Source organism: Kitasatospora sp. NPDC085879 (genome assembly GCF_040686255.1).
Classification (GTDB): domain Bacteria; phylum Actinomycetota; class Actinomycetes; order Streptomycetales; family Streptomycetaceae; genus Kitasatospora.
On sequence record NZ_JBFBJZ010000069.1, the window covers coordinates 20,007 to 38,376 of the forward strand.

Annotated in this window: 17 protein-coding genes; 12 read left to right on the plus strand and 5 right to left on the minus strand. The window is 73.5% G+C overall.

Features of this window, described 5'->3' with window-relative positions; all coding sequences use genetic code 11:
• Positions 1-211 precede the first annotated feature (211 nt).
• The 3 genes from AB0P35_RS34570 to AB0P35_RS34580 all read right to left on the minus strand — a co-directional run bounded on the left by AB0P35_RS34570 (position 212) and on the right by AB0P35_RS34580 (position 2,185).
• On the minus strand, positions 212-1,468 hold the full coding sequence (locus AB0P35_RS34570) for a sigma-70 family RNA polymerase sigma factor (RefSeq protein ID WP_363518848.1): 1,257 nt from the start codon (positions 1,466-1,468) through the stop codon (positions 212-214).
• 3 nt (positions 1,469-1,471) lie between these two features.
• Positions 1,472-1,873, minus strand: a complete 402-nt coding sequence (locus AB0P35_RS34575; protein ID WP_363518814.1) for a YciI family protein — start codon at positions 1,871-1,873, stop codon at positions 1,472-1,474.
• A gap of 138 nt (positions 1,874-2,011) precedes the next feature.
• On the minus strand, positions 2,012-2,185 hold the full coding sequence (locus AB0P35_RS34580) for a hypothetical protein (RefSeq protein ID WP_179419597.1): 174 nt from the start codon (positions 2,183-2,185) through the stop codon (positions 2,012-2,014).
• A 594-nt stretch (positions 2,186-2,779) separates the two neighbouring features.
• Between AB0P35_RS34580 and AB0P35_RS34585 the strand changes: the two genes are divergently transcribed.
• The 10 genes from AB0P35_RS34585 (at position 2,780) to AB0P35_RS34630 (ending at position 14,359) form a co-directional block, all read left to right on the plus strand.
• Positions 2,780-5,059 carry a hypothetical protein gene (locus AB0P35_RS34585; protein ID WP_363518817.1) on the plus strand — a complete coding sequence of 760 codons (2,280 nt, stop codon included), beginning with the start codon at positions 2,780-2,782 and terminating at the stop codon, positions 5,057-5,059.
• A gap of 235 nt (positions 5,060-5,294) precedes the next feature.
• The gene (pelF, locus tag AB0P35_RS34590) at positions 5,295-6,806 is read left to right on the plus strand and encodes a GT4 family glycosyltransferase PelF (protein WP_095877150.1); all 1,512 of its coding nucleotides are present in this window, start codon (positions 5,295-5,297) and stop codon (positions 6,804-6,806) included.
• Positions 6,803-8,353: a hypothetical protein gene (locus AB0P35_RS34595; protein WP_363518820.1), complete on the plus strand. Its 1,551-nt coding sequence runs from the start codon at positions 6,803-6,805 to the stop codon at positions 8,351-8,353. The genes pelF and AB0P35_RS34595 overlap by 4 nt, the downstream gene beginning before the upstream one ends.
• 114 nt (positions 8,354-8,467) lie before the next feature.
• Positions 8,468-9,469: an SDR family NAD(P)-dependent oxidoreductase gene (locus AB0P35_RS34600; RefSeq protein ID WP_095875961.1), complete on the plus strand. Its 1,002-nt coding sequence runs from the start codon at positions 8,468-8,470 to the stop codon at positions 9,467-9,469.
• 41 nt (positions 9,470-9,510) lie between these two features.
• Positions 9,511-10,224 (plus strand): sugar phosphate nucleotidyltransferase, encoded by a 714-nt coding sequence (locus tag AB0P35_RS34605; RefSeq protein WP_363518823.1) that lies wholly within the window; start codon positions 9,511-9,513, stop codon positions 10,222-10,224.
• Positions 10,225-10,227: 3 nt separating this feature from the next.
• Complete coding sequence (locus tag AB0P35_RS34610; protein ID WP_363518826.1) at positions 10,228-11,148, plus strand: NAD-dependent epimerase/dehydratase family protein; 921 nt, start codon at positions 10,228-10,230, stop codon at positions 11,146-11,148.
• Positions 11,148-11,855: a spherulation-specific family 4 protein gene (locus tag AB0P35_RS34615; protein WP_095875958.1), complete on the plus strand. Its 708-nt coding sequence runs from the start codon at positions 11,148-11,150 to the stop codon at positions 11,853-11,855. The genes AB0P35_RS34610 and AB0P35_RS34615 overlap by 1 nt, the downstream gene beginning before the upstream one ends.
• The gene (locus tag AB0P35_RS34620; RefSeq protein ID WP_363518829.1) at positions 11,852-12,799 is read left to right on the plus strand and encodes an endo alpha-1,4 polygalactosaminidase; all 948 of its coding nucleotides are present in this window, start codon (positions 11,852-11,854) and stop codon (positions 12,797-12,799) included. Before AB0P35_RS34615 ends, AB0P35_RS34620 begins: the two co-directional genes overlap by 4 nt.
• Positions 12,800-12,861: 62 nt before the next feature.
• The gene (locus AB0P35_RS34625; protein WP_363518831.1) at positions 12,862-13,353 is read left to right on the plus strand and encodes a YcxB family protein; all 492 of its coding nucleotides are present in this window, start codon (positions 12,862-12,864) and stop codon (positions 13,351-13,353) included.
• A 103-nt stretch (positions 13,354-13,456) separates the two neighbouring features.
• Complete coding sequence (locus tag AB0P35_RS34630; RefSeq protein WP_363518834.1) at positions 13,457-14,359, plus strand: protocatechuate dioxygenase; 903 nt, start codon at positions 13,457-13,459, stop codon at positions 14,357-14,359.
• Positions 14,360-14,385: 26 nt separating this feature from the next.
• Here AB0P35_RS34630 and AB0P35_RS34635 read toward each other — a convergent pair whose 3' ends face one another.
• On the minus strand, positions 14,386-15,360 hold the full coding sequence (locus tag AB0P35_RS34635; RefSeq protein WP_363518837.1) for an MBL fold metallo-hydrolase: 975 nt from the start codon (positions 15,358-15,360) through the stop codon (positions 14,386-14,388).
• 150 nt (positions 15,361-15,510) lie between these two features.
• Entirely contained in the window at positions 15,511-15,951 is a 441-nt protein-coding gene (locus AB0P35_RS34640) for a nuclear transport factor 2 family protein (RefSeq protein ID WP_363518840.1), read from the minus strand.
• A 155-nt stretch (positions 15,952-16,106) separates the two neighbouring features.
• Here AB0P35_RS34640 and AB0P35_RS34645 point away from each other — a divergent pair, with 155 nt between their 5' ends.
• Together AB0P35_RS34645 and AB0P35_RS34650 are read left to right on the plus strand one after the other, a co-directional pair.
• Positions 16,107-16,679 carry a helix-turn-helix domain-containing protein gene (locus AB0P35_RS34645; protein WP_363518842.1) on the plus strand — a complete coding sequence of 191 codons (573 nt, stop codon included), beginning with the start codon at positions 16,107-16,109 and terminating at the stop codon, positions 16,677-16,679.
• 245 nt (positions 16,680-16,924) lie between these two features.
• On the plus strand, positions 16,925-18,238 hold the full coding sequence (locus AB0P35_RS34650; RefSeq protein ID WP_363518845.1) for a DUF1996 domain-containing protein: 1,314 nt from the start codon (positions 16,925-16,927) through the stop codon (positions 18,236-18,238).
• Positions 18,239-18,370 lie beyond the last annotated feature (132 nt).

The window sequence follows — 18,370 nt, forward strand, 5'->3', positions numbered from 1 at the left end:
CAGGCAGGCTATCCGGGCCCGCGGCCGCCACCGTGCTCTCCCGGGGCCCGGCCGACGTCACCGACGTGGGTGGTCGAACGTCGGACTCAACGGCGTCAATCAACTCTTCGCCGTGGCAGCGGACGGCGGCGTCCACTCCCGCGACGTCGGTTACACGGCCGGCATCCGGGGCGAGTGGCTCGCCGTCTCCGGTGACGCGGTCGCCGCGTGGTCAGCCGGTCCGGGAGGCCAGCCGTGCCGCGCGCAGGTTGAGGTAGTGCCGTTCGGGGAGGCTGGTGGCGCGTTCGGCGGCCGCGCGGTAGTCGGCGAGGGCGGCCTGCCGGTCGCCGGCCATCTCCTCCAGGTGGGCCCGGGCGGCGAACAGGCGCTGGTGGCCGGCGAGGGCGTCGGGGGTGTCGAGGCGGGCGAGCAGGTCGAGGCCGGTACGCGGGCCGTGCACCATGGCGGCGGCCACCGCGCGGTTGAGCCGGACCACCGGGCTGTCGGAGAGGCGTTCCAGCACGCCGTACAGCGCCAGGATCTGCGGCCAGTCGGTGGCCTCCGCGGTGGCGGCCTCGTCGTGCACGGCGGCGACGGCGGCCTGCACCTGGTAGGGGCCGACCGGTCCGCGCGGCAGGGTCGCGGTGATCAGCGCGGTGCCCTCGGCGATCGCCGAGGCGTCCCAGCGGCCGCGGTCCTGCTCGGCGAGCGGGACGAGTTCGCCGTCCGGCCCGGTGCGGGCGGTGCTGCGGGCGTGGGTGAGCAGCATCAGGGCGAGCAGCCCGGCCGCCTCGCTGCTGTCGGGGACGGCCCGGTGCAGCGCCCGGGCGAGCCGGATCGCCTCCCGGGAGAGGTCGACGCGCTGCAGGTCAGGGCCGCTGCTGCTGGTGTGGCCCTCGGTGAAGACCAGGTAGAGGACCTGCAGCACCAGGTCGAGGCGGCGCGGCAGCTCCTCGGGGGCGGGCATCGAGAACGGCACGCCGGAGGACCTGATCCTCTGCTTGGCGCGGCTGATCCGCTGCCCCATGGTGGCCTCCGGCACCATGAAGGCGCGGGCGATCTCCGCGGTGGTGAGTCCGCCCACCGATCGGAGGGTGAGTGCGACGGCGGCGGCCGGCGTGAGCACCGGGTGGCAGCAGAGGAAGAGCACGGTGAGCGAGTCGTCCCGGTCCGCGGTGCCGTCCTCGTCGGCGGGCGGCGCGGTGCGGCGGTCCTCCGGCTCGCGGGCGGCCACGGTCTCCTCGCGCCGGCGGCGGGCCGTCTCGCTGCGGATCTGCTCGGTCGTCCGCCGGGCGGCGACCTGCACCAGCCAGGCCTGCGGGTGGTCCGGCAGGCCCTGCTCGGGCCACTGGACGGCTGCCGCGAGCAGAGCCTCCTGGACGGCGTCCTCGGCGGCGTAGAAGTCGCCGTACCTGCGGGTGAGCACGCCGACGACCCGCGGCGCGAGTTCGCGCAGCAGGTCGTCGACGCGGGGGCCGGTGCCGGTCAGCGGTCAGAGCTCGGTCGGCGGGGCGGCCATCACCTGGCGCACCTCGATCGCCATGTTGAGCGGCTTGCCGCCGGGGCCGGGCGCGGCGGAGGCGTGCGCGGCGATCTCGATCGCCCGCTGCTCGTTCTCGCAGTCGACGATCCAGTAGCCGGCCAGGAACTCCTTGGTCTCGGGGAACGGCCCCTCGGTGACCAGCGGGCTGCCGCCGCCCGAGGCCCGGACGATCTTCGCGGTGTCCGGGAAGGCCAGGCCCTGGCCGTCCACGAACTCGCCGTCGGCGACCAGCTTCTCGTTGGTGGCGGCCATGAAGGCGATGTGCGCCTGCACCTCCTCCTCGGTCCACTCGGTGATCGGAGGGAAGTCGGTGCCCTGCGCGCTGAACTGCATCAGCAGCATGTACTTCATCGTTCTCTCCTCGCTCTGGACGGGCCCGGGCGGGCCGCTGTCACAGGTGGGTAGAAGCCGGCGGCGCGATTTCGACATCCCCGGAGGGGAGCGGGCGAGATGGTTTCGGCGCGGTGGCCCGATCCGGACCCGGGACAGCTAGCGCAGATCGGCGCGGCGGGCGCGACCCCACCAGGAGAGGAAGGTGTCGATGACCTGGCCCGTCCCGGCCGGGGTCGGCCGGCGGTGCCGCGGCAACGACCAGGCGCGCGCCTGCTCGGCGAGGTCCCGGGGTGAGCAGGAGCAGCCGGCGGAGGGGGAGCACGGTGTCATGGACGTGGCCTTCCCCTGCACTGTCGCGGTCTCGTCACAGAACCGTACCGGTGGCGCAACTGCGGCCCGGTTCCGACGCGCCATCGGTAACGGAACATCAGAGTCCGTTTGTGAGGCCGAAGGGGCCGGTCGGGCGTCCGCCGCGGTGATCCTGAGCTCTTGCTGGGAGTCGTCCGGGTGCACGGACGGCTTCGGCCGGGTACGGTTCCCTGGTCGAGCGGCTCGACGGGGCTGCTTGCTACCCCCCGGTCACCTGGGAGTTTGCTGAGTGGCGGGCGCGCGGGGTGCTCGGGGTGGGTACGTGTGAAATGGCAAATGACCTATGTGCTGATTATTCGACAACTTTGCACTCTCCTGGGTGATTCGGTGGATGCGCCCGGGGCTGATGGTCATACGATGTGCGGCGGGGGATGACGTTGCGCGGCGCCCTGGGCGCCGCGTTTTTGGTGACCACACGTACACCGCAATGCGCACTCGCACATCGCACAATCCGGACGGCGACTCTCCGCGCAACGCGCGCCGTCCGAGGGGGAGGGACACCTCATGGGGCGTAGAGCCCGAATTGCCGCTGCCTGCACGGTGGCGGGTCTCGTCATGACGCTCGCGCCGATGCCCGGCGCGTACGCGGCCACGACTCCCAGGATCGACCTGCGGCTGCTGGTCGTCGACGACGGCGGACCGGCCGTCGGCGCGATCGTCGCCGAACTCGACAGCACCGGCGTTCCGTACACCCGGATCGACCTCGCCTCGGCGGGTCGCCAGACCATCGCCGCCGGCTTCCTCAGCGACACCGTGAACGGCGCCCCGCGCGCCAAGTTCCAGGCCGTGGTGATGCCGAGCGAGAGCCCGGCCGGCCTGAGCGCCGCCGAGCTCACCGCGCTCGCCTCCTACGAGCAGCAGTTCGGCATCCGCCAGGTCGACGCCTACACCTACGCGGGCGCCAACGTCGGCCTCAACTGGGGCACCCTGCCCGGCGCGTACGCCGGCACCCTGGACGGCGTCCAGGCGCAGGTGACGGCGGCCGGCAAGTCCGGGCCGTTCGGCTACCTCGAGGGCGGCATCGCCTTCGAGGACAACTCGCCCTCCGTCTCGGAGAGCTACGGCTACCTCGCCACCCCGCTCGCCCAGCAGGCGGCCGGCGCCACCTTCACCCCGTACGTGGACGCGCCGATCCCCGGCACCGGCACCCGGGGCTCGCTGGTCGGCGAGTACGCCCACGACGGCCGCCGCGAACTGGTCGTCACCTTCGTCTACAACGCCTACCAGCGGCAGTACCGCGAGCTCGCCCGCGGCATCGTCGAGTGGGCCACCGAGGGCATCCACCTGGGCTACGACCGCAACTACTTCGCCCTGCACGTCGACGACGTCTTCATGTCGGACGACCGCTGGGACACCACCCTCAAGTGCACTCCCGGCGACGTCACCTGCCCGCCCGGCAGCAACCCGGAGGAGCACCCCAGCCGGATGACGGTGGCGGACGCCGAGTACCTGAAGCAGTGGCAGGCGAGCCACGACTTCAAGGTCGACCTGGCGTACAACGGCGGCGGCTCGGAGGACTTCAAGGCCGACGGCGACGGCACCGACCCGCTGGCCGCCAAGCTGATCGCCGACCAGTCCGCCTACCGCTGGATCAACCACACCTACACGCACCAGTTCCTCGGCTGCGTGCAGGACGTCACCGTGGTGCCGTGGCGCTGCACCACCAACGCCAGCGGGCAGACGGTGTGGACCAGCCAGGCCGACATCACCTCCCAGATCACCAACAACCGCACCTGGGCGGCGAACAACGGCCTGACCGCGGCCGACCCGACCGAGCTCGTCACCGGCGAGCACTCCGGCCTGGTCACCAACCCGCAGCAGCCCACCGACAACCCCTACCTCGCGCCCTCGCTCAACAACACGGGCGTGCGCTGGACCGCCAGCGACTCCTCCCGCGAGCACGACCAGCGGGCCGTCGGCAACGCCCTCACCGTCCCGCGCTACCCGCTCAACGTGTTCTACAACGCGGCGAAGACGGTCGAGGAGGTGGACGAGTACAACTGGATCTACACCTCCCGCGCCCAGGGCGGCAGCGGCATCTGCGAGGACAACCCCGCGACCAGCACCTGCCTGCCCACCCCGCTGGACCTCAACACCGGCTACGGCGACTACATCGTCCCGCTGGAGGCCCGACTGGCCGTCAACCGGGCGATCAACAACGACCCGCGGCCGCACTTCGTCCACCAGTCGAACTACGCCGAGGACCGCATCGCCTACCCGGTGATGGAGCGGATCCTCGCCGAGTACGACGGGCTGTACGCCTCGAACACCCCGCTGGTGAACCTCCGCCAGAAGGACATCGGCACCGAGCTGCAGCGCCGCGCCCAGTGGAAGAACGCCGTCGACGCCGGACAGGTCACCGCCTACCGGGTCGGCGACACCATCACCGTCAGCGCGCCGTCGGGCGTCCTCGCCGAGGCCACCATGCCCGGCGGCACCAAGCAGCAGCAGCTGATCGGCACCACCAACTTCGGCTCCGCGTACGCCGGGCAACTGTCCGGCTGGGTCGGCCCCGGCCTCGCCCAGAGCAGCGTGACGCTGAAGCTCGCCGGCTCCGAGGTGCCGATCAGCGCGGGGCTCAAGACCGTCAAGACGATCATCGCCACGACGGTCGCGAGCCTCCCGGTGCCGAAGGGCGTCAAGACCCCCGTCCCGGCCGGCCCGGCCGCGAACGGCACCACGCTCAACAAGCTCACCGCCAAGAGCACCACCGCCAAGAGCACCACCGCGAAGAGCAGCACCGCCAAGGGCACGGCCGGCAGCACCGCCAAGGCCGCCACCGCCGCGCCCAGGTCCACCAGGGCCGGCACCCGCTCGACCCGCAACATCCTCTGATCCGACCGGACGGCGAGAGCCGACGGCGGCCCGGATCGGGGAGCGAACCTCTCCGGTCCGGGCACCGCCCCGCACCACGCGCACTGCACCGCCCGCCAACCCGGGGGCGGGATTTCCTGGGGGGGAATCCATGAACACACGTCTGCACGCCGTGCCCGCGGCCGGGACCGTGCCCGACGCGCCGGGCACGGCACGCCCGGCCGACCTGGCGCACCTGGTCGGCACCCGCGTGACCATGCTCACCGAGGGCACCTACCCGCACAGCCACGGCGGCGTCAGCGTCTGGTGCGACCAGCTCGTCACCGGCATGCCCGAGACCGAGTTCCGGGTCATCGCGATCACCGGCACCGCCGGACAGCCGCTCTCCTGGGACCTTCCCGCCCACGTCACCGACGTCCGCGCCGTCCCGCTCTGGGGCCCCGCCCCCGAGGGCCAGGCCCCCAAGGGCGCCGCGATGCGCGCCTTCCTCACCGGCTACGAACGCTTCCTGCTCTCCCTGCTCGACCCCGCCGAGGAGGACGCATTCGGCCCTGAGCTGTACGTCCTCGCCGACCACGCCAGGGCCGGCCGGCTCAGCCCCGCGCTGCGCTCCGAGGCCGCGCTGCGGGTCCTCGCGGACGTGTGGAACCGCCCCCACCTCGCCACCGCCGCCGCCAGGCCCAGCCTGCACGACGCGCTCACCGCCACCGAACTCCTCGAGCACGCGCTCCGCCCGCTCGCCGCCCACCCCAAGCCCGGTGGCGTCCTGCACGCCGTCAGCGGCGGCCTCGCCGCCCTGCCGGGTCTGGTCGGCAACCACCTGCACGGCACGCCGTTCCTGCTCACCGAGCACGGCATCTACCTGCGCGAGCGCTACCTCGGCTACGGCACCGGCTACGCCTGGCCGGTCAAGGCGCTCGTCCTCGGCTTCTACCGGATGCTCGCCGTCGAGAGCTACGCCCGGGCCGCGCTCGTCACCCCCGGCAACCGCTACAACCGCCGCTGGGAGGAGCGCGCCGGCACCCCCGCCGAGCGCATCCGCACCGTGTACAACGGCGTCGACCCGGAGGCCTTCCCGCCCGCCGGGCCCGAGCCCGAGGTGCCCACCCTCAGCTGGGCCGGCCGGGTCGACCCGATCAAGGACCTGGAGACGCTGATCCGCGCCTTCGCCCTCGTCCGCGCCGAGATACCCGGTGCCCGGCTGCGCCTGTTCGGCGGCACCCCCGCCGGCGGCGCCGCCTACCGGGAGCGCTGCGAGGCACTCGCCGCCGACCTCGGCATCGGCGACGCCGTGGTCTTCGAGGGCCGCGTCGATGACATCCGGGACGCCTACGCGGCCGGCAACGTGGTGATGCTCTCCAGCATCAGCGAGGGCTTCCCGTTCACCCTCATCGAGGCGATGTCCTGCGGCCGGGCCACCGTCTCCACCGACGTCGGCGGCGTCCGCGAGGCCGTCGGCGACACCGGTCTCGTCGTCCCGCCGCGCGAGCCCGAGGCGATGGCGAAGGCCGCGCTCGAACTGCTCCGCGACGCCGACCGCCGCGCCGAGATGGGCCGCGGCGCCCGGCTGCGCGTCATCGAGCAGTTCACCCTCCGCCAGACCATCGACTCCTTCCGCGACATCTACCGCGAACTCGACCGCCGCGACCGCTTCCGCACGGCCCACGACGACGGTCCCTTCGACTGGTGGACGCCCGCGCAGCGCGCCGAGGCCGCCGCCCAGGCCGCCGACGCCGCCGCCCGCTCCGCCGTCGGAGCCGCCGGATGAGCACCCTGCTGAACCTCTCCGAGGACGGCCCCCGCCCCGAGGACACCGTCGTCCTGCACCTGCCCCGCCGCAAGGCCGCCGAAAGGGCCGACGAGACGCTCGCCCTGCGCGTCCCGCCGCCCGGCGAGCTCACCCGCGGGGCCGGCCCCGCCGGGAAGCCGGACGAGACCCTCGCCCTGCGCGTCATCGACCCGCGCACGGCGGAGCCCGTCCCGCTGCCCGAGGACCCGCTGGACGAACTCGCCGAACGGCTCGCCGACGTCTGCGCCCGAGCCGTCCACCCCTTCGAGATCGCCGCCGTCCTCGAGTCCGACGGCCTGACGGACGAACAGGCCGCCGTCCGCTACGGCCGCACCGACTCCTTCGCGATCGCCGAGGAGCTCTTCGCCCGCACCGAGCGGCGCCACGCCGCGCCGCCGGAGCCGCACGACCCCTGGCAGGCCGACCCGCTGCGCACCGTGCTGCGCGGCCTGCTGTTCGCCCTGCCCGGCCTCGCCTACCTGCCGATCGCGCGCTTCCTGCAGTCCCCCGGGGCCGGCAGCGCGCTCGCGCTCACCGCGCTGATCGGCTGGGGCCTCAACCAGGCGCTCGCCCACCGGGCGTACGCCTGGCGGGCGCTCGGTGCCCGGGCCGCGGTCGGCCGCAGCCTGCTGCGCGGCGGTCTCACCGCCACCGCGCTCGGCACCGGCGTGGCAGCCCTGGCCGGCGCGGGCACCGCCGTGCTGCTGTTCGCCGCCGGGCAGTCGCTCTACCTCGCCTCGGCCACCGTCCTGCTGGTGACCCGGCGGGCCAAGCGGCTGATGGGCGCGCTCGCCCCGACCACGGTCGGCGCCGCCGCCTCGCTCGCCACCGACCTGCCGAACTGGCTGCGGATCACCGGACCGGCCCTCTCGCTCGCCCTCGCCGCCGTCTTCGCGGGCATCGAGATCGGGCAGCGGCTGAAGGCCGGCGACAAGGCGCCGGAGTCCGGCGTGCCGCTCGCCGACAGCCTGCCGCACGGCCTGTTCGGCCTGGCGGTCGGCGCGCTGGTGATCACCGCCTCCTTCGGCGACCCCTGGCGGCAAGCCGTCCCCGGCGGCGCCTCCGCCGCGGTCGCGCTGACCCTCAGCATGGGCCTCGCCGAATGGCTGCTCTTCCGGTTCCGCAGCCGCTCGGTGACGGCGCTGTACACCAGTACCACCGCCGACCAGTTCCGCACCCGCACCGACCGCACGCTCGTCAGGCTCATCGCGGGCTACCTCGCCGTCCTCGCCGTCCTCGGCGCCGGCGCCTGCCTGCTCTGGACGGGGGCGCCGCCCGGCCCCGTCCAGCTCGGCGGCCTGCTGCTGCTCGGCGCGCTGCTCTGGACGGCCCTGCTGCTCCAGGTCTTCGGCGCCGTCTGGCCGACCGCCCTGATATGTACCGCCGCCGCCGTCGCCGAGAGCACGGCCGGCGCGCTGCACCCCGCCTCGGCCACCGCGGCGAGACTCACCGTCACCGGCCTCGCCGTCGGCGCGCTGGTGCTCGCCGCCCGCGCCAGAACCGGCCGCATCACCGCGCACAGATGACGCGGTGCCCGCCGGGCCCACACGCCGTGACCACGGCACTCCTGAACCCCCCACCGCGCGCCCGTCCACGGGCCCGCGAGCCACACCACACGTCCACACCACCGGAGGCTCGCCATGAGCAGCACCACCACCGCCGCCGTCACCGGAGCCGAGGGCTTCATCGGCTCGCACCTCGTCGAGAAGCTCGTCGCCGACGGACACCGCGTCCGCGCGATGGTCCAGTACAACTCCTTCTCGTCGTTCGGCTGGCTGGAGACACTGAGTCCGGACGTGCTGGACAGCGTGGAGATCGTCCTCGGCGACGTCCGCGACCCCGGCTCCGTCACCGGCCTGGTGAAGGGCACCGACGCGGTCTACCACCTGGCCGCGCTCATCGCGATCCCCTACTCGTACCAGGCCCCGCACTCCTACGTGGAGACCAACGTCACCGGCACCCTCAACGTGCTGGAGGCCGTCCGCCACCTGGAGATCCCGCGCCTGGTGCACACCTCCACCAGCGAGACCTACGGCACCGCGCAGACCGTCCCGATCACCGAGGACCACCCGATCAACACCCAGTCCCCGTACGCGGCCTCCAAGGCCGGCGGCGACCGGCTCGCGGACAGTTACCACGCGAGCTTCGAGACCCCCGTGGTGACGCTCCGTCCGTTCAACACCTTCGGCCCGCGCCAGTCCATGCGCGCCGTCATCCCGACCGTGATCGGCCAGGTCGCCGCCGGCGAGCGCACCATCACCCTCGGCGACCTCCGCCCCACCCGCGACTTCCTCTTCGTCAAGGACACCGCCGCCGCCTTCGCGACCGTCGGCACCGCCCCCGCCGAGCAGGTCGTCGGCCGCACCTTCAACGCCGGCACCGGCGGCGAGATCTCCGTCGGCGACCTGGTCACCCTGATCGGCAAGCTGATGGACACCGACCTGACGGTCCGTGAGGACAGCGACCGCATCCGCCCCGCGGCCTCCGAGGTCATGCGACTCGTCGCCGACGCCACCCGGCTGCGCGAGGCCACCGGCTGGGCCCCCACCCACTCCCTGGAGGACGGCCTGCTGCACACCATCGAGTTCTTCCGCGACCCGGCCAACCTGGCCCGCTACAAGACCGACCTGTACAACGTCTGACCCGCGCCCGAACCCACCGCACACAGACAAGGAGCACCAGCATGCACGCTGTCATCCTGGCCGGCGGCAAGGGCGTTCGCCTGCGCCCGTACACCACCGCGCTGCCCAAGCCGCTCGTGCCGATCGGCGACCAGCACGCCATCCTCGAGATCGTGATGCGCCAGCTGGTCGCGGCCGGATTCGAGAGCTGCACCCTGGCGATCGGCCACCTCGGCCACATCATCCGCGCCTACGTCGGCGACGGCTCCCAGTGGGGCATGGACGTCTCCTACACCACCGAGGAGACGCCGCTCGGCACCATGGGCCCGCTGCTCACCATGCTCGACACCCTGCCCGAGCACTTCCTCGTCATGAACGGCGACGTGCTCACCGACCTCGACTACGGCGACGTCCTCAAGCAGCACATCGACGCCGGCGCGCCGCTCACCATCGCCACCTACGCGCGCAAGGTCAACATCGACTTCGGCGTCCTCACCACCGAGCAGGGCCGGGTCACCGAGTTCCGCGAGAAGCCCAGCATGGACTACCACGTCTCGATGGGCGTCTACGGCCTCTCCAAGCCCACCCTCACCCGCTACACCCCCGGCAAGCCGCTCGGCTTCGACGACCTGGTCCTCGACCTGCTGGACGCCGGCACCCCGCCGCAGGCCTACGAGTTCAACGGCTACTGGCTCGACATCGGCCGCCCCGACGACTACGACCGGGCCAACGCCGACTTCCGCGAGAACCGCGACCTGCTGCTGCGGGGTGCCTGACCCATGGACGTCCTCGTCCTCGGAGCCACCGGCTTCCTGGGCGGCCACATCGCCGAGCACCTGCGCACCCTCCCCGGTGCGCGGGTGCTCCGCGCCGGCCACTCCGCCGCCGCCGACCTGCGGATCGACCTCGCGAACGAGACCGCCGAGGGCCTCGCCGCGCTGCTCGCCGACCTCCGCCCCGCGGCGGTGGTGAACTGCGCCGGCGCCGTCACCGGCGACGCCCTGCTGCAGACCGGTCTCAACGCCCGCGGCCCCGCCGTGCTCGCCGCCGCCCTGCGCGCGACGCTGCCCGGCACCCGGCTCGTCCACCTCGGCTCCGCCGCCGAGTACGGCGCCTGCGAGCACGGCACCTCGCTCGCCGAGACCGCCGCCCCGCGGCCGGGCGGCCTCTACGGCGCCACCAAGCTGGCCGGCACCCTCGCCGTCGCGGAGGCCGCCGCCAACGGCCAGGACGCGGTGGTGCTGCGGGTGTTCAACCCGGTCGGCCCCGGCGCGCCCGGCACCTCGCTGGCCGGCCGGCTCGCCGCCGAACTCCGCCGGGCCGGCCCCGACGGCACCGTCACCGTCGGCGACCTCTCCGCGCACCGCGACTTCGTGGACGCCCGCGACGTCGCCCGCGCGGTGGGCGCCGCGCTCACCGCCGCGCACCCGCTGCCGCCGGTGCTCAACATCGCCGGCGGTGCGGCCCTCCCGGTCCGCGCCGTCGCCGACGCCCTGGTCACCGCCGCGCAGTTCGCCGGCCGGATCGAGGAACACGGCGCCGGCAGCGAGCGCTCCGCCGCCGTCTCCTGGCAGCAGGCCGACATCACGGCGGCCCGCGCCCTCGGCTGGGAGCCGCGGATCGGCCTCGCCGAGTCGCTCGCCGACCTCTGGCACAGCCTGAAGGACACCGGGCACGACACCACGGAGCGCGCCGCCTGATGGAGCGTCTGCTGGTACCGCTCTACGTGCACCCGGCCGAGGACCCGTCCGCCTGGCGGGCCCTCGTCCGGGCCGCACCGCGCCTGTACGGCGTGGTCGTCAACGCCGCCGACGGCCCCGGCGAGGCACCCGACCCGGTCCTCGCCGAACCCGTCGCCGAACTCCGCGAGGCCGGGGTGCGCATCCTCGGCTACGTCGACACCGGGTACGGGCGCCGCCCGCACGCCGCCGTCGTCGAGGACCTCCAGCGCCACCGCACCTGGTACGGCACCGACGGCGTCTACTTCGACCAGGTGTGCACCGACCCGGCCTTCCTGCCCTACCAGCGGCGGCTCACCGTCGCCGCCCGCGCCCTCGGCTGCGAGAGCGTGGTGCTCGGCCACGGCACCCACCCCGATCCGGCGTACGCGACCGGCGGCGTCGCCGACCTGCTGGTCACCTTCGAGGGAGACTGGGAGGCGTACGAGGCGGCTCCCGTGCCGCGCTGGACGGCCGACCACCCGCCGGAGCTCTTCTGCCACCTGGTGCACGGCGTGCCGTCCGGCCGGCTGCGCGCCGTCCCCCGCGAGGCCAGGCTGCGCGGGGCCGCCGTCCACTACGCGACACCGGGCGACGGCGACAACCCGTGGCGCACCCTGTCACCGGCCCTCACCCCGGCCCTCGCGGGGCAGTCCACCACGCCCACCCGGACGGAGACCGACCCATGACCCGCCGCCACCCCGCCGCCCTCGCCGCGGCCGCCGTGCTGCTCGCCCTCGCCGGGTGTTCCGGCGGGGGCGGCGACGACGGCCCCGACCCGGACGAGCCCACGGCGGCCCCCTCCGGGACGGCGAACCCGGCGCCGTCCGGCTCCGGCACGGCGAGCGGCAGTCCCACGGTGAGCCCGTCGCCGACCCCCGGCAACGACAACGCCGCCTCCGGCAGCCCCACCGGCAACCGCCCGACCTCGGCCGCCCGCTGGCAGCCCGCGCCGCGCACCGCCTGGCAGTGGCAGCTGGACGGCCGGGTCGACACCGGCGTCGACGTCCCGGTCTACGACATCGACGGCTTCGAGAACGACGCCGCCACCGTCGCCGCCCTGCACGCCAAGGGCCGCAAGGTGATCTGCTACGTCAACGTCGGCGCCTACGAGGACTACCGCTCCGACGCGGGGGCCTTCCCGAAGGCCGTCCGCGGCGGGGCCAACGGCTGGAAGGGTGAGTCCTCGCTGGACATCCGTCGTACCGACGTCCTGCTGCCGCTGATGGCCAGGCGCTTCGACATGTGCCGCGACAAGGGCTTCGACGCCGTCGAACCCGACCTCGTGGAGAACTACCGCGCCGACACCGGCTTCCCGATCAGCGCCGGCGACCAGCTCGCCTACAACCGGGCCATCGCCAAGCTCGCCCACGACCGCGGACTCGCCGTCGGTCTCAAGAACGACCTCGGCCAGATCCCCTCTCTGGTGGGCGACTTCGACTTCGCGGTCAACGAGCAGTGCGCCGAGTACGACGAGTGCGACGCCCTCAAGCCCTTCATCGCGGCCGGCAAGGCGGTCTTCCACGTCGAGTACAAGACACCCAACGACCAGTACTGCGCCAAGAGCCGGCAGCTGGGCCTCAGCTCGATGACCAAGCGTCTGGAGCTGGACGCCTGGCGGCAACCCTGCTGACCTGCCCTTCACAGCCGACGGTGCCTGCGCCATGATGATCCGTCCCTTGCGAACGGAGCACCATGCAGATCACGGCCGGCTACGAGCCCACACCGCAGGAACGCGTGCGGGCCTTCCAACAGGCCCTGACGGCGCCGAGGCGGAAGGCCTGGGTGCTGAGCGCCGTGCTGCTGTCGGGCGGCCCGCTGTGGATCCTGGCCGGCGGGGACACCCTGCCCGGCGGCTGGTCGTTCCTCGTCGGCCTCTTCCTGCTGGCCCACCTCACCTGGGGAACGCGGTTGGCCGCCCGGCAGCAGACGCCGGTCCCGCCCGGCCCCACCGAGGTCACCGTGACCGAGGCCGGGGTGACCGTCCGACGGCCGGGCCACACCACGGAGATCGCCTGGTGGGCCGTCCGGGTCGTCGAGACCGCGGACTTCGTCCTGCTGTTCCACGCACCGAGGCTCTTCACCCCGATCCTGAAGCGCGGCTTCACCCCGGAGCAGCTGGCGCAGGTGCGCGGCGCCGCGGCGGCGGGCCGGACGGTGCGGCCGGACGCCCGGCCTGTGGGCTGACCGCCGCCGCCGCCGGCCGGGCGGGCGGGGGACAACGGGCTTCTCATGGCCCGTCGAGTGTGTCCACAGCCCGGTCTCATCCGCGCAGCCCAGGATCGACGGCATGGAACACGACCACGACGAGGGCCGGCGGGTCAGCCGGCGGACCGCCCTGGCCGGCCTCGGCAGCATCGGGCTCGGCGCACTGCTCGCCGCCTGCGGCAGGGGCGGCGGCAGCACCACCACGGCCACCGCCTCCGACGGCGCGAGCGTCACCGTCTCGCCGCAGGCCACCGGCACGGCCGACCTGACCGGACTCTTCGCCGGCTCCAACACCTGCACCCTCTCGCCCTCGACCACGCAGGGGCCGTACTACTTCGACGCCGACAAGGTGCGCTCCGACATCCGGGAGGACCGCGAGGGCTCCCGGCTGAGGCTGGCGATCCGCGTCCAGGACAGCGAGAGCTGCCAGGCCCTGCCCGACGCGGTGGTGGAGATCTGGCACTGCGACGCGGCCGGCCACTACTCCGGCGCCGAGGCACTCTCCACGGGCGGCGGCGGAGCTCCCGGCGGCGCGCCCGGCGGGACACCCCCCTCGGGCGGGCCGGGGGCACCGGGCGGGACACCCCCGTCGGGGGCACCCGGCGGCGGCTCCGGCGGCGGGCAGGGCGACCTCGTCCCGCAGGACGACAAGCGCTACCTGCGCGGCGCCCAGGTCACCGACAAGAACGGCATCGTCTCGTTCACCACCATCTGGCCCGGCTGGTACTCCGGCCGCACCGTGCACATCCACGCCATGGTCCACGTGAACGACGAACGGACCCTCACCACCCAGCTGATGATGGACGAGAGCCTCAACTCGGCCGTCCTCGGCAAGCAGCCCTATGCGGCGCACACCGGCCGCGACACCTTCAACGACGGCGACAGCATCTACGAGCCCGCCATGCTGCTGAAGATCACCGAGGACGGCGACGGCCACCTCGGCGTCATCACCCTCGCCGCCGACCCCGACAAGGACGGCCGGTAGCAGCGCCCGACGTTGCAGGTGGCCGGTCAGCCCGCGCTCTGGTGCTGCTCCGGCAGGCTGCTCTCCGGGTGCGCCCACAGCAGGACGTTGTCGAGCCGCCCCGAGCGGGCCCACTCCGACCGGAAGAACTCCAGCACCTCCCGGTCGGAGTGGCGCAGGCTGAAGTGGATCAGCACGAACAGCGTCTCCGGGTGCGCCTCCACCACCGGCCGCAGCCGGCTCCACACCGTGTGGCCCACCCGGTCCGCCCGCGCCAGCTCCGCGTCGTCGAGGTAGGTGCACTCGGTGATCACCACCGGGTACTCGAACAGCCACGGGTTCCGCTCGAAGACGTTCACGTGGGTGTCGCCGAGGTAGGCGAAGAGCGGCCGGCGGACCTCCCGTTCGACCTCCGCCCCCTCCCGGCGCCGCTGCGCCACGATCCGTCCGAACTCGGCGCCGCGCCCGTCGGCGAGCAGCGAGCGCCGCAACTCCTCGTACTCCGGCGCGAGCGTGCGCCGGACCTCGGAGAACGCGTAGCCGACGCACGGCACCTTGTGCTCGCACTCCACCACCCGTACCCGGTGGCCGCCGCGCCCAAAGGCGAACTCCTCGCCGTCGCGCACCCCGTGCAGCCGGTGCCCGGCCAGCGCGGGGTCGAACGCAGGGCCGTGGTTCAGCTCGGCGGAGGCGCGCAGGAACGACTCGACGTACGGCACGGCGGCGGCCGGCAGGTGGATGTCCACCCCGGAGGCCTTGGCGGCGAGGAAGTCGAGGTCCTTGGCGTGGTCGGCGTGGGTGTGGGTCAGGAAGACGGTGTCCACCTGCCGTCCCTCGCAGAGCCCGGCGTCGAGGCTGCACCGCAGCTCGGGGACGTGGAAGAAGGTCTTGTCGTTCGCCCGGGAGTAGCCGGTGAGGGTAAGCCGGGTGCCGGGGATCCGCCAGGTCTTCCACTGCCGGAAGGGGTGGCCGGCCGCCAGCCGCTCGGGGTGGTCGGCCCGCCGCTCGGGTGCCTGCGTCATCGGGTCCTCCGTGTGAACCGCCGCGGTCGGCGGTGGCCGGCCCGCCGTGATCGGGTGCGGCGCCGATGGTAACGGCCGTACGGGCCGGGGGGAGCAGGGTTTTCCGGCGGCACCCGCACGGGGGGCGTGGACGGGCCCTCGGGCGAGGACTCAGCTGTGCTCCAACGCCTCCACCAGCTGCGGCAGCTGGCCGCCGGCCACGATCAGGGCCAGGTGGTCGTGGAAGTCCCGGCTGGTGACGATCAGACCGTCGCGGACCCGCAGCACCTGGATGTTGGCGGACTCGAAGGTGCGTCCGGTCACCCGGTGGTGCACCCGGTAGTCGAACTCCGCGACGATCACCTCCGGGTCGTCGGTCTCCCGGATCACCACGTTCTCCGGCGTCAGTTCCACCGGGCTGTGCTCGGCGACCGCCGCGAACCGCTCCCTGAGCGCGGCCCGCCCCTCGAACCGGCGCGGCCCGACGGGCTCGAAGACGGTCTCCACCACGGCGTCCTCGGCATAGAGCTCGGCCAGGTCGGCGAAGCGGCCCGCGCCGATCCCGTCGAGCAGCTTGCGGAAGACCTCGCGCGCCGGCAGTGTCTCGGACATGATCAACCCCCAGTGGAATGCGTTGCTAGAATCGGACTAGCGAATCCGCTTTCGACGATACGGACTACCGACTCCGGTTGTCCAGTGCCGTCCGGTGCCGCGCTGCCACGGCAAGAACCTGCCGCGGCAGGAAGGGTTCGAGAAGGGGTGGGAGGATGAGCGGCGCTCAGGAGCGCCCGTTGCGGGCGGACGCGGCCCGCAACCGCGCCAGGCTGCTGGACGTCGCCACGGAGGTGTTCACCACGCGCGGCCTCGGCGTGCCGACCGAGGAGATCGCCCGGACTGCCGGGGTCGGGGTCGGAACGCTCTTCCGGCATTTCCCGACCAAGGAGGCGCTGCTCGAAGCGGTGATGGTGCGCCGACTCGAGACGATCAAGGCCGGGCTCGTCGGGATCGCCGCCACGGCGCCGCCCGACGAGGCGTTCTTCGGCTGCTTCCGCCTGGTGGTCGAGCAGTCCATGGGCAAGAACGAGTTCACCCGGGCGCTGACCGCGGTGGGAGTGGACGTCCACGAGGCCCTGCGGGAGTCGAGTGCGGCGATCCAGACGCAGCTGACCGAGGTGCTGGCCGGTGCGCAGCGGGCCGGGGCGGTCCGCCCGGACCTCGGCCCGCCGGAACTGATCGCCCTGCTGGTCGGCACAGGCGCGACGATGGAGCAGCTCGCCGGCGACCCGGCGGCCCGGGAGCGGATCTTCGAGGTCGTCTTCGACGGCCTGCGGCCCCGCTGACCTAGGGGCGGCCGAAGGCTCGGAACGAGGAGCCGTTTCTCGCATCAGGCGTCGGTGAGCGCTCTCTGACGGGGTGTCGGGCGCACCCATGCCTTCCGTCGATCCGTTGACGGAGCCCCTCAGAATGCCTTGACACGCCCCATGGGCACTCCTATCTTCCGTGAGAGAGCGCTCTCTCATGCGGTGTCGCCGCCCCACCCGGCCACCGTGCGCTCACGCTCCGACCCCCACCCGATTGGAGAGCCATGAGTCCCATCGTGCTGCGGTCGCGACCGCGCCCGCACACCCGCCGACGCTCGCTCTGGCGCCGCCGGCTGGTCGCCCTGGCCGCCGCCGTCCTCACCGCGGGTGCGGTGCTGACCGGCACCTCCGGCCCGGCCCAGGCCGTTGACCAGCCGATCTCGCAGGGCCGCCCGGTCACCGCCTCCTCGGTGGAGAACGCCGCCCACCCGGCCTCGCTCGCCGTCGACGGCAACGACGGCACCCGCTGGTCCAGCGCAGCCGCCGACAACCAGTGGATCCGGGTCGACCTCGGCGGGAACGCCGCGATCGACCGCATCGTCCTCGGCTGGGAGGCGGCCTACGCCAACGCCTACCAGGTACAGGTCTCCGCCAACGGCACGGACTGGCTGACCGTCCGCCAGGTCACCGGCTCCAGCGGCGGCCGGCAGACCCTCGACCTCTCCGCGACCGGCCGCTACGTCCGGATCCTGGCCACCGCCCGGGCGACCGTCTGGGGCATCTCGCTCTGGGAGTTCCAGGTCTACGGCACGGTCGGCACCCAGGGCGTGCCGCCGGGCGCCGTGCGGGTCGCCGAGTTCCTCGCCGACTGCCCGTTCAGCCACCGCCTGCCCGACGACCCGATCGTCTTCCCCGGCCTGCCCGGCGCCTCCCACATGCACAGCTTCTTCGGCAACGCGGCCACCGACGCCAACTCCGACCTCGGCCGCCTGGAACAGTCGGGCGGCACCTGCAACCCCACCGTCGACACCTCCTCCTACTGGGTGCCGACGCTGTACAGCGACAACGTCCCCGTGGAGCCCACCGGAACCACCTTCTACTACCTCGGCGAGGGCGTCCGCGACGACGTCATCGCGCAGACCCAGCCCCTGCCGCGCGGCCTGCGGATCGTCGCCGGCAACGCCAAGGCCACCGGACCGAACGACAACAGCATCGCCCGCTGGTCCTGCCTGCACGCGGGTGAGGTCAACCCCTCGCACGACTTCGTCGACTGCCCGGCCGGCTCGATGCTGGAGTCCTACCTGGACTTCCCGCAGTGCTGGAACGGCAAGGACCTCGACTCGGCCGACCACAAGAGCCACATGTCCTACCCGGTCGACGGCGCCTGCCCGGCCGGCCATCCGATCCCGGTGCCCAAGCTCCGCCAGGTGCTGCGCTACCCGGTGACGGGTGACCCCGCCCGGCTGCGGCTGGCCTCCGGCCCCGGCTACACCATGCACGGCGACTTCTTCAACGTCTGGCCGGCGGCCGAGATGGCCCGCCGGGTCCGCGACTGCATCGACCCGATCGTGAAGTGCGGCGCCAACGGCACCGCCTGACGACCGACCGGATCCAGGTGTGCGGCGGGGGGGGGGGCGGCCCCCCCCCCCCCCCCCCCCCGGGGGGGCCCCCGGACCGGCGCCCTCGCCGGCGCCGCGGGCCCCCCGCGCGCGCGCGGCGGTGGACAAGCC

What these genes read in the sequence shown, in the direction of transcription:
- AB0P35_RS34600 (WP_095875961.1), top strand. Translation starts at nt 8,468, where the DNA reads ATGAGCAGCACCACCACCGCCGCCGTCACCGGAGCCGAGGGCTTCATC.
- AB0P35_RS34650 (WP_363518845.1), top strand. Translation starts at nt 16,925, where the DNA reads ATGAGTCCCATCGTGCTGCGGTCGCGACCGCGCCCGCACACCCGCCGA.
- AB0P35_RS34595 (WP_363518820.1), top strand. Translation starts at nt 6,803, where the DNA reads ATGAGCACCCTGCTGAACCTCTCCGAGGACGGCCCCCGCCCCGAGGAC.
- AB0P35_RS34630 (WP_363518834.1), top strand. Translation starts at nt 13,457, where the DNA reads ATGGAACACGACCACGACGAGGGCCGGCGGGTCAGCCGGCGGACCGCC.
- AB0P35_RS34585 (WP_363518817.1), top strand. Translation starts at nt 2,780, where the DNA reads ATGACGCTCGCGCCGATGCCCGGCGCGTACGCGGCCACGACTCCCAGG.
- AB0P35_RS34580 (WP_179419597.1), bottom strand. Translation starts at nt 2,185, where the DNA reads ATGACACCGTGCTCCCCCTCCGCCGGCTGCTCCTGCTCACCCCGGGAC.
- AB0P35_RS34615 (WP_095875958.1), top strand. Translation starts at nt 11,148, where the DNA reads ATGGAGCGTCTGCTGGTACCGCTCTACGTGCACCCGGCCGAGGACCCG.
- AB0P35_RS34625 (WP_363518831.1), top strand. Translation starts at nt 12,862, where the DNA reads ATGCAGATCACGGCCGGCTACGAGCCCACACCGCAGGAACGCGTGCGG.
- AB0P35_RS34620 (WP_363518829.1), top strand. Translation starts at nt 11,852, where the DNA reads ATGACCCGCCGCCACCCCGCCGCCCTCGCCGCGGCCGCCGTGCTGCTC.
- AB0P35_RS34605 (WP_363518823.1), top strand. Translation starts at nt 9,511, where the DNA reads ATGCACGCTGTCATCCTGGCCGGCGGCAAGGGCGTTCGCCTGCGCCCG.
- AB0P35_RS34610 (WP_363518826.1), top strand. Translation starts at nt 10,228, where the DNA reads ATGGACGTCCTCGTCCTCGGAGCCACCGGCTTCCTGGGCGGCCACATC.
- AB0P35_RS34640 (WP_363518840.1), bottom strand. Translation starts at nt 15,951, where the DNA reads ATGTCCGAGACACTGCCGGCGCGCGAGGTCTTCCGCAAGCTGCTCGAC.
- pelF (WP_095877150.1), top strand. Translation starts at nt 5,295, where the DNA reads ATGCTCACCGAGGGCACCTACCCGCACAGCCACGGCGGCGTCAGCGTC.
- AB0P35_RS34645 (WP_363518842.1), top strand. Translation starts at nt 16,107, where the DNA reads ATGAGCGGCGCTCAGGAGCGCCCGTTGCGGGCGGACGCGGCCCGCAAC.
- AB0P35_RS34575 (WP_363518814.1), bottom strand. Translation starts at nt 1,873, where the DNA reads ATGAAGTACATGCTGCTGATGCAGTTCAGCGCGCAGGGCACCGACTTC.
- AB0P35_RS34635 (WP_363518837.1), bottom strand. Translation starts at nt 15,360, where the DNA reads ATGACGCAGGCACCCGAGCGGCGGGCCGACCACCCCGAGCGGCTGGCG.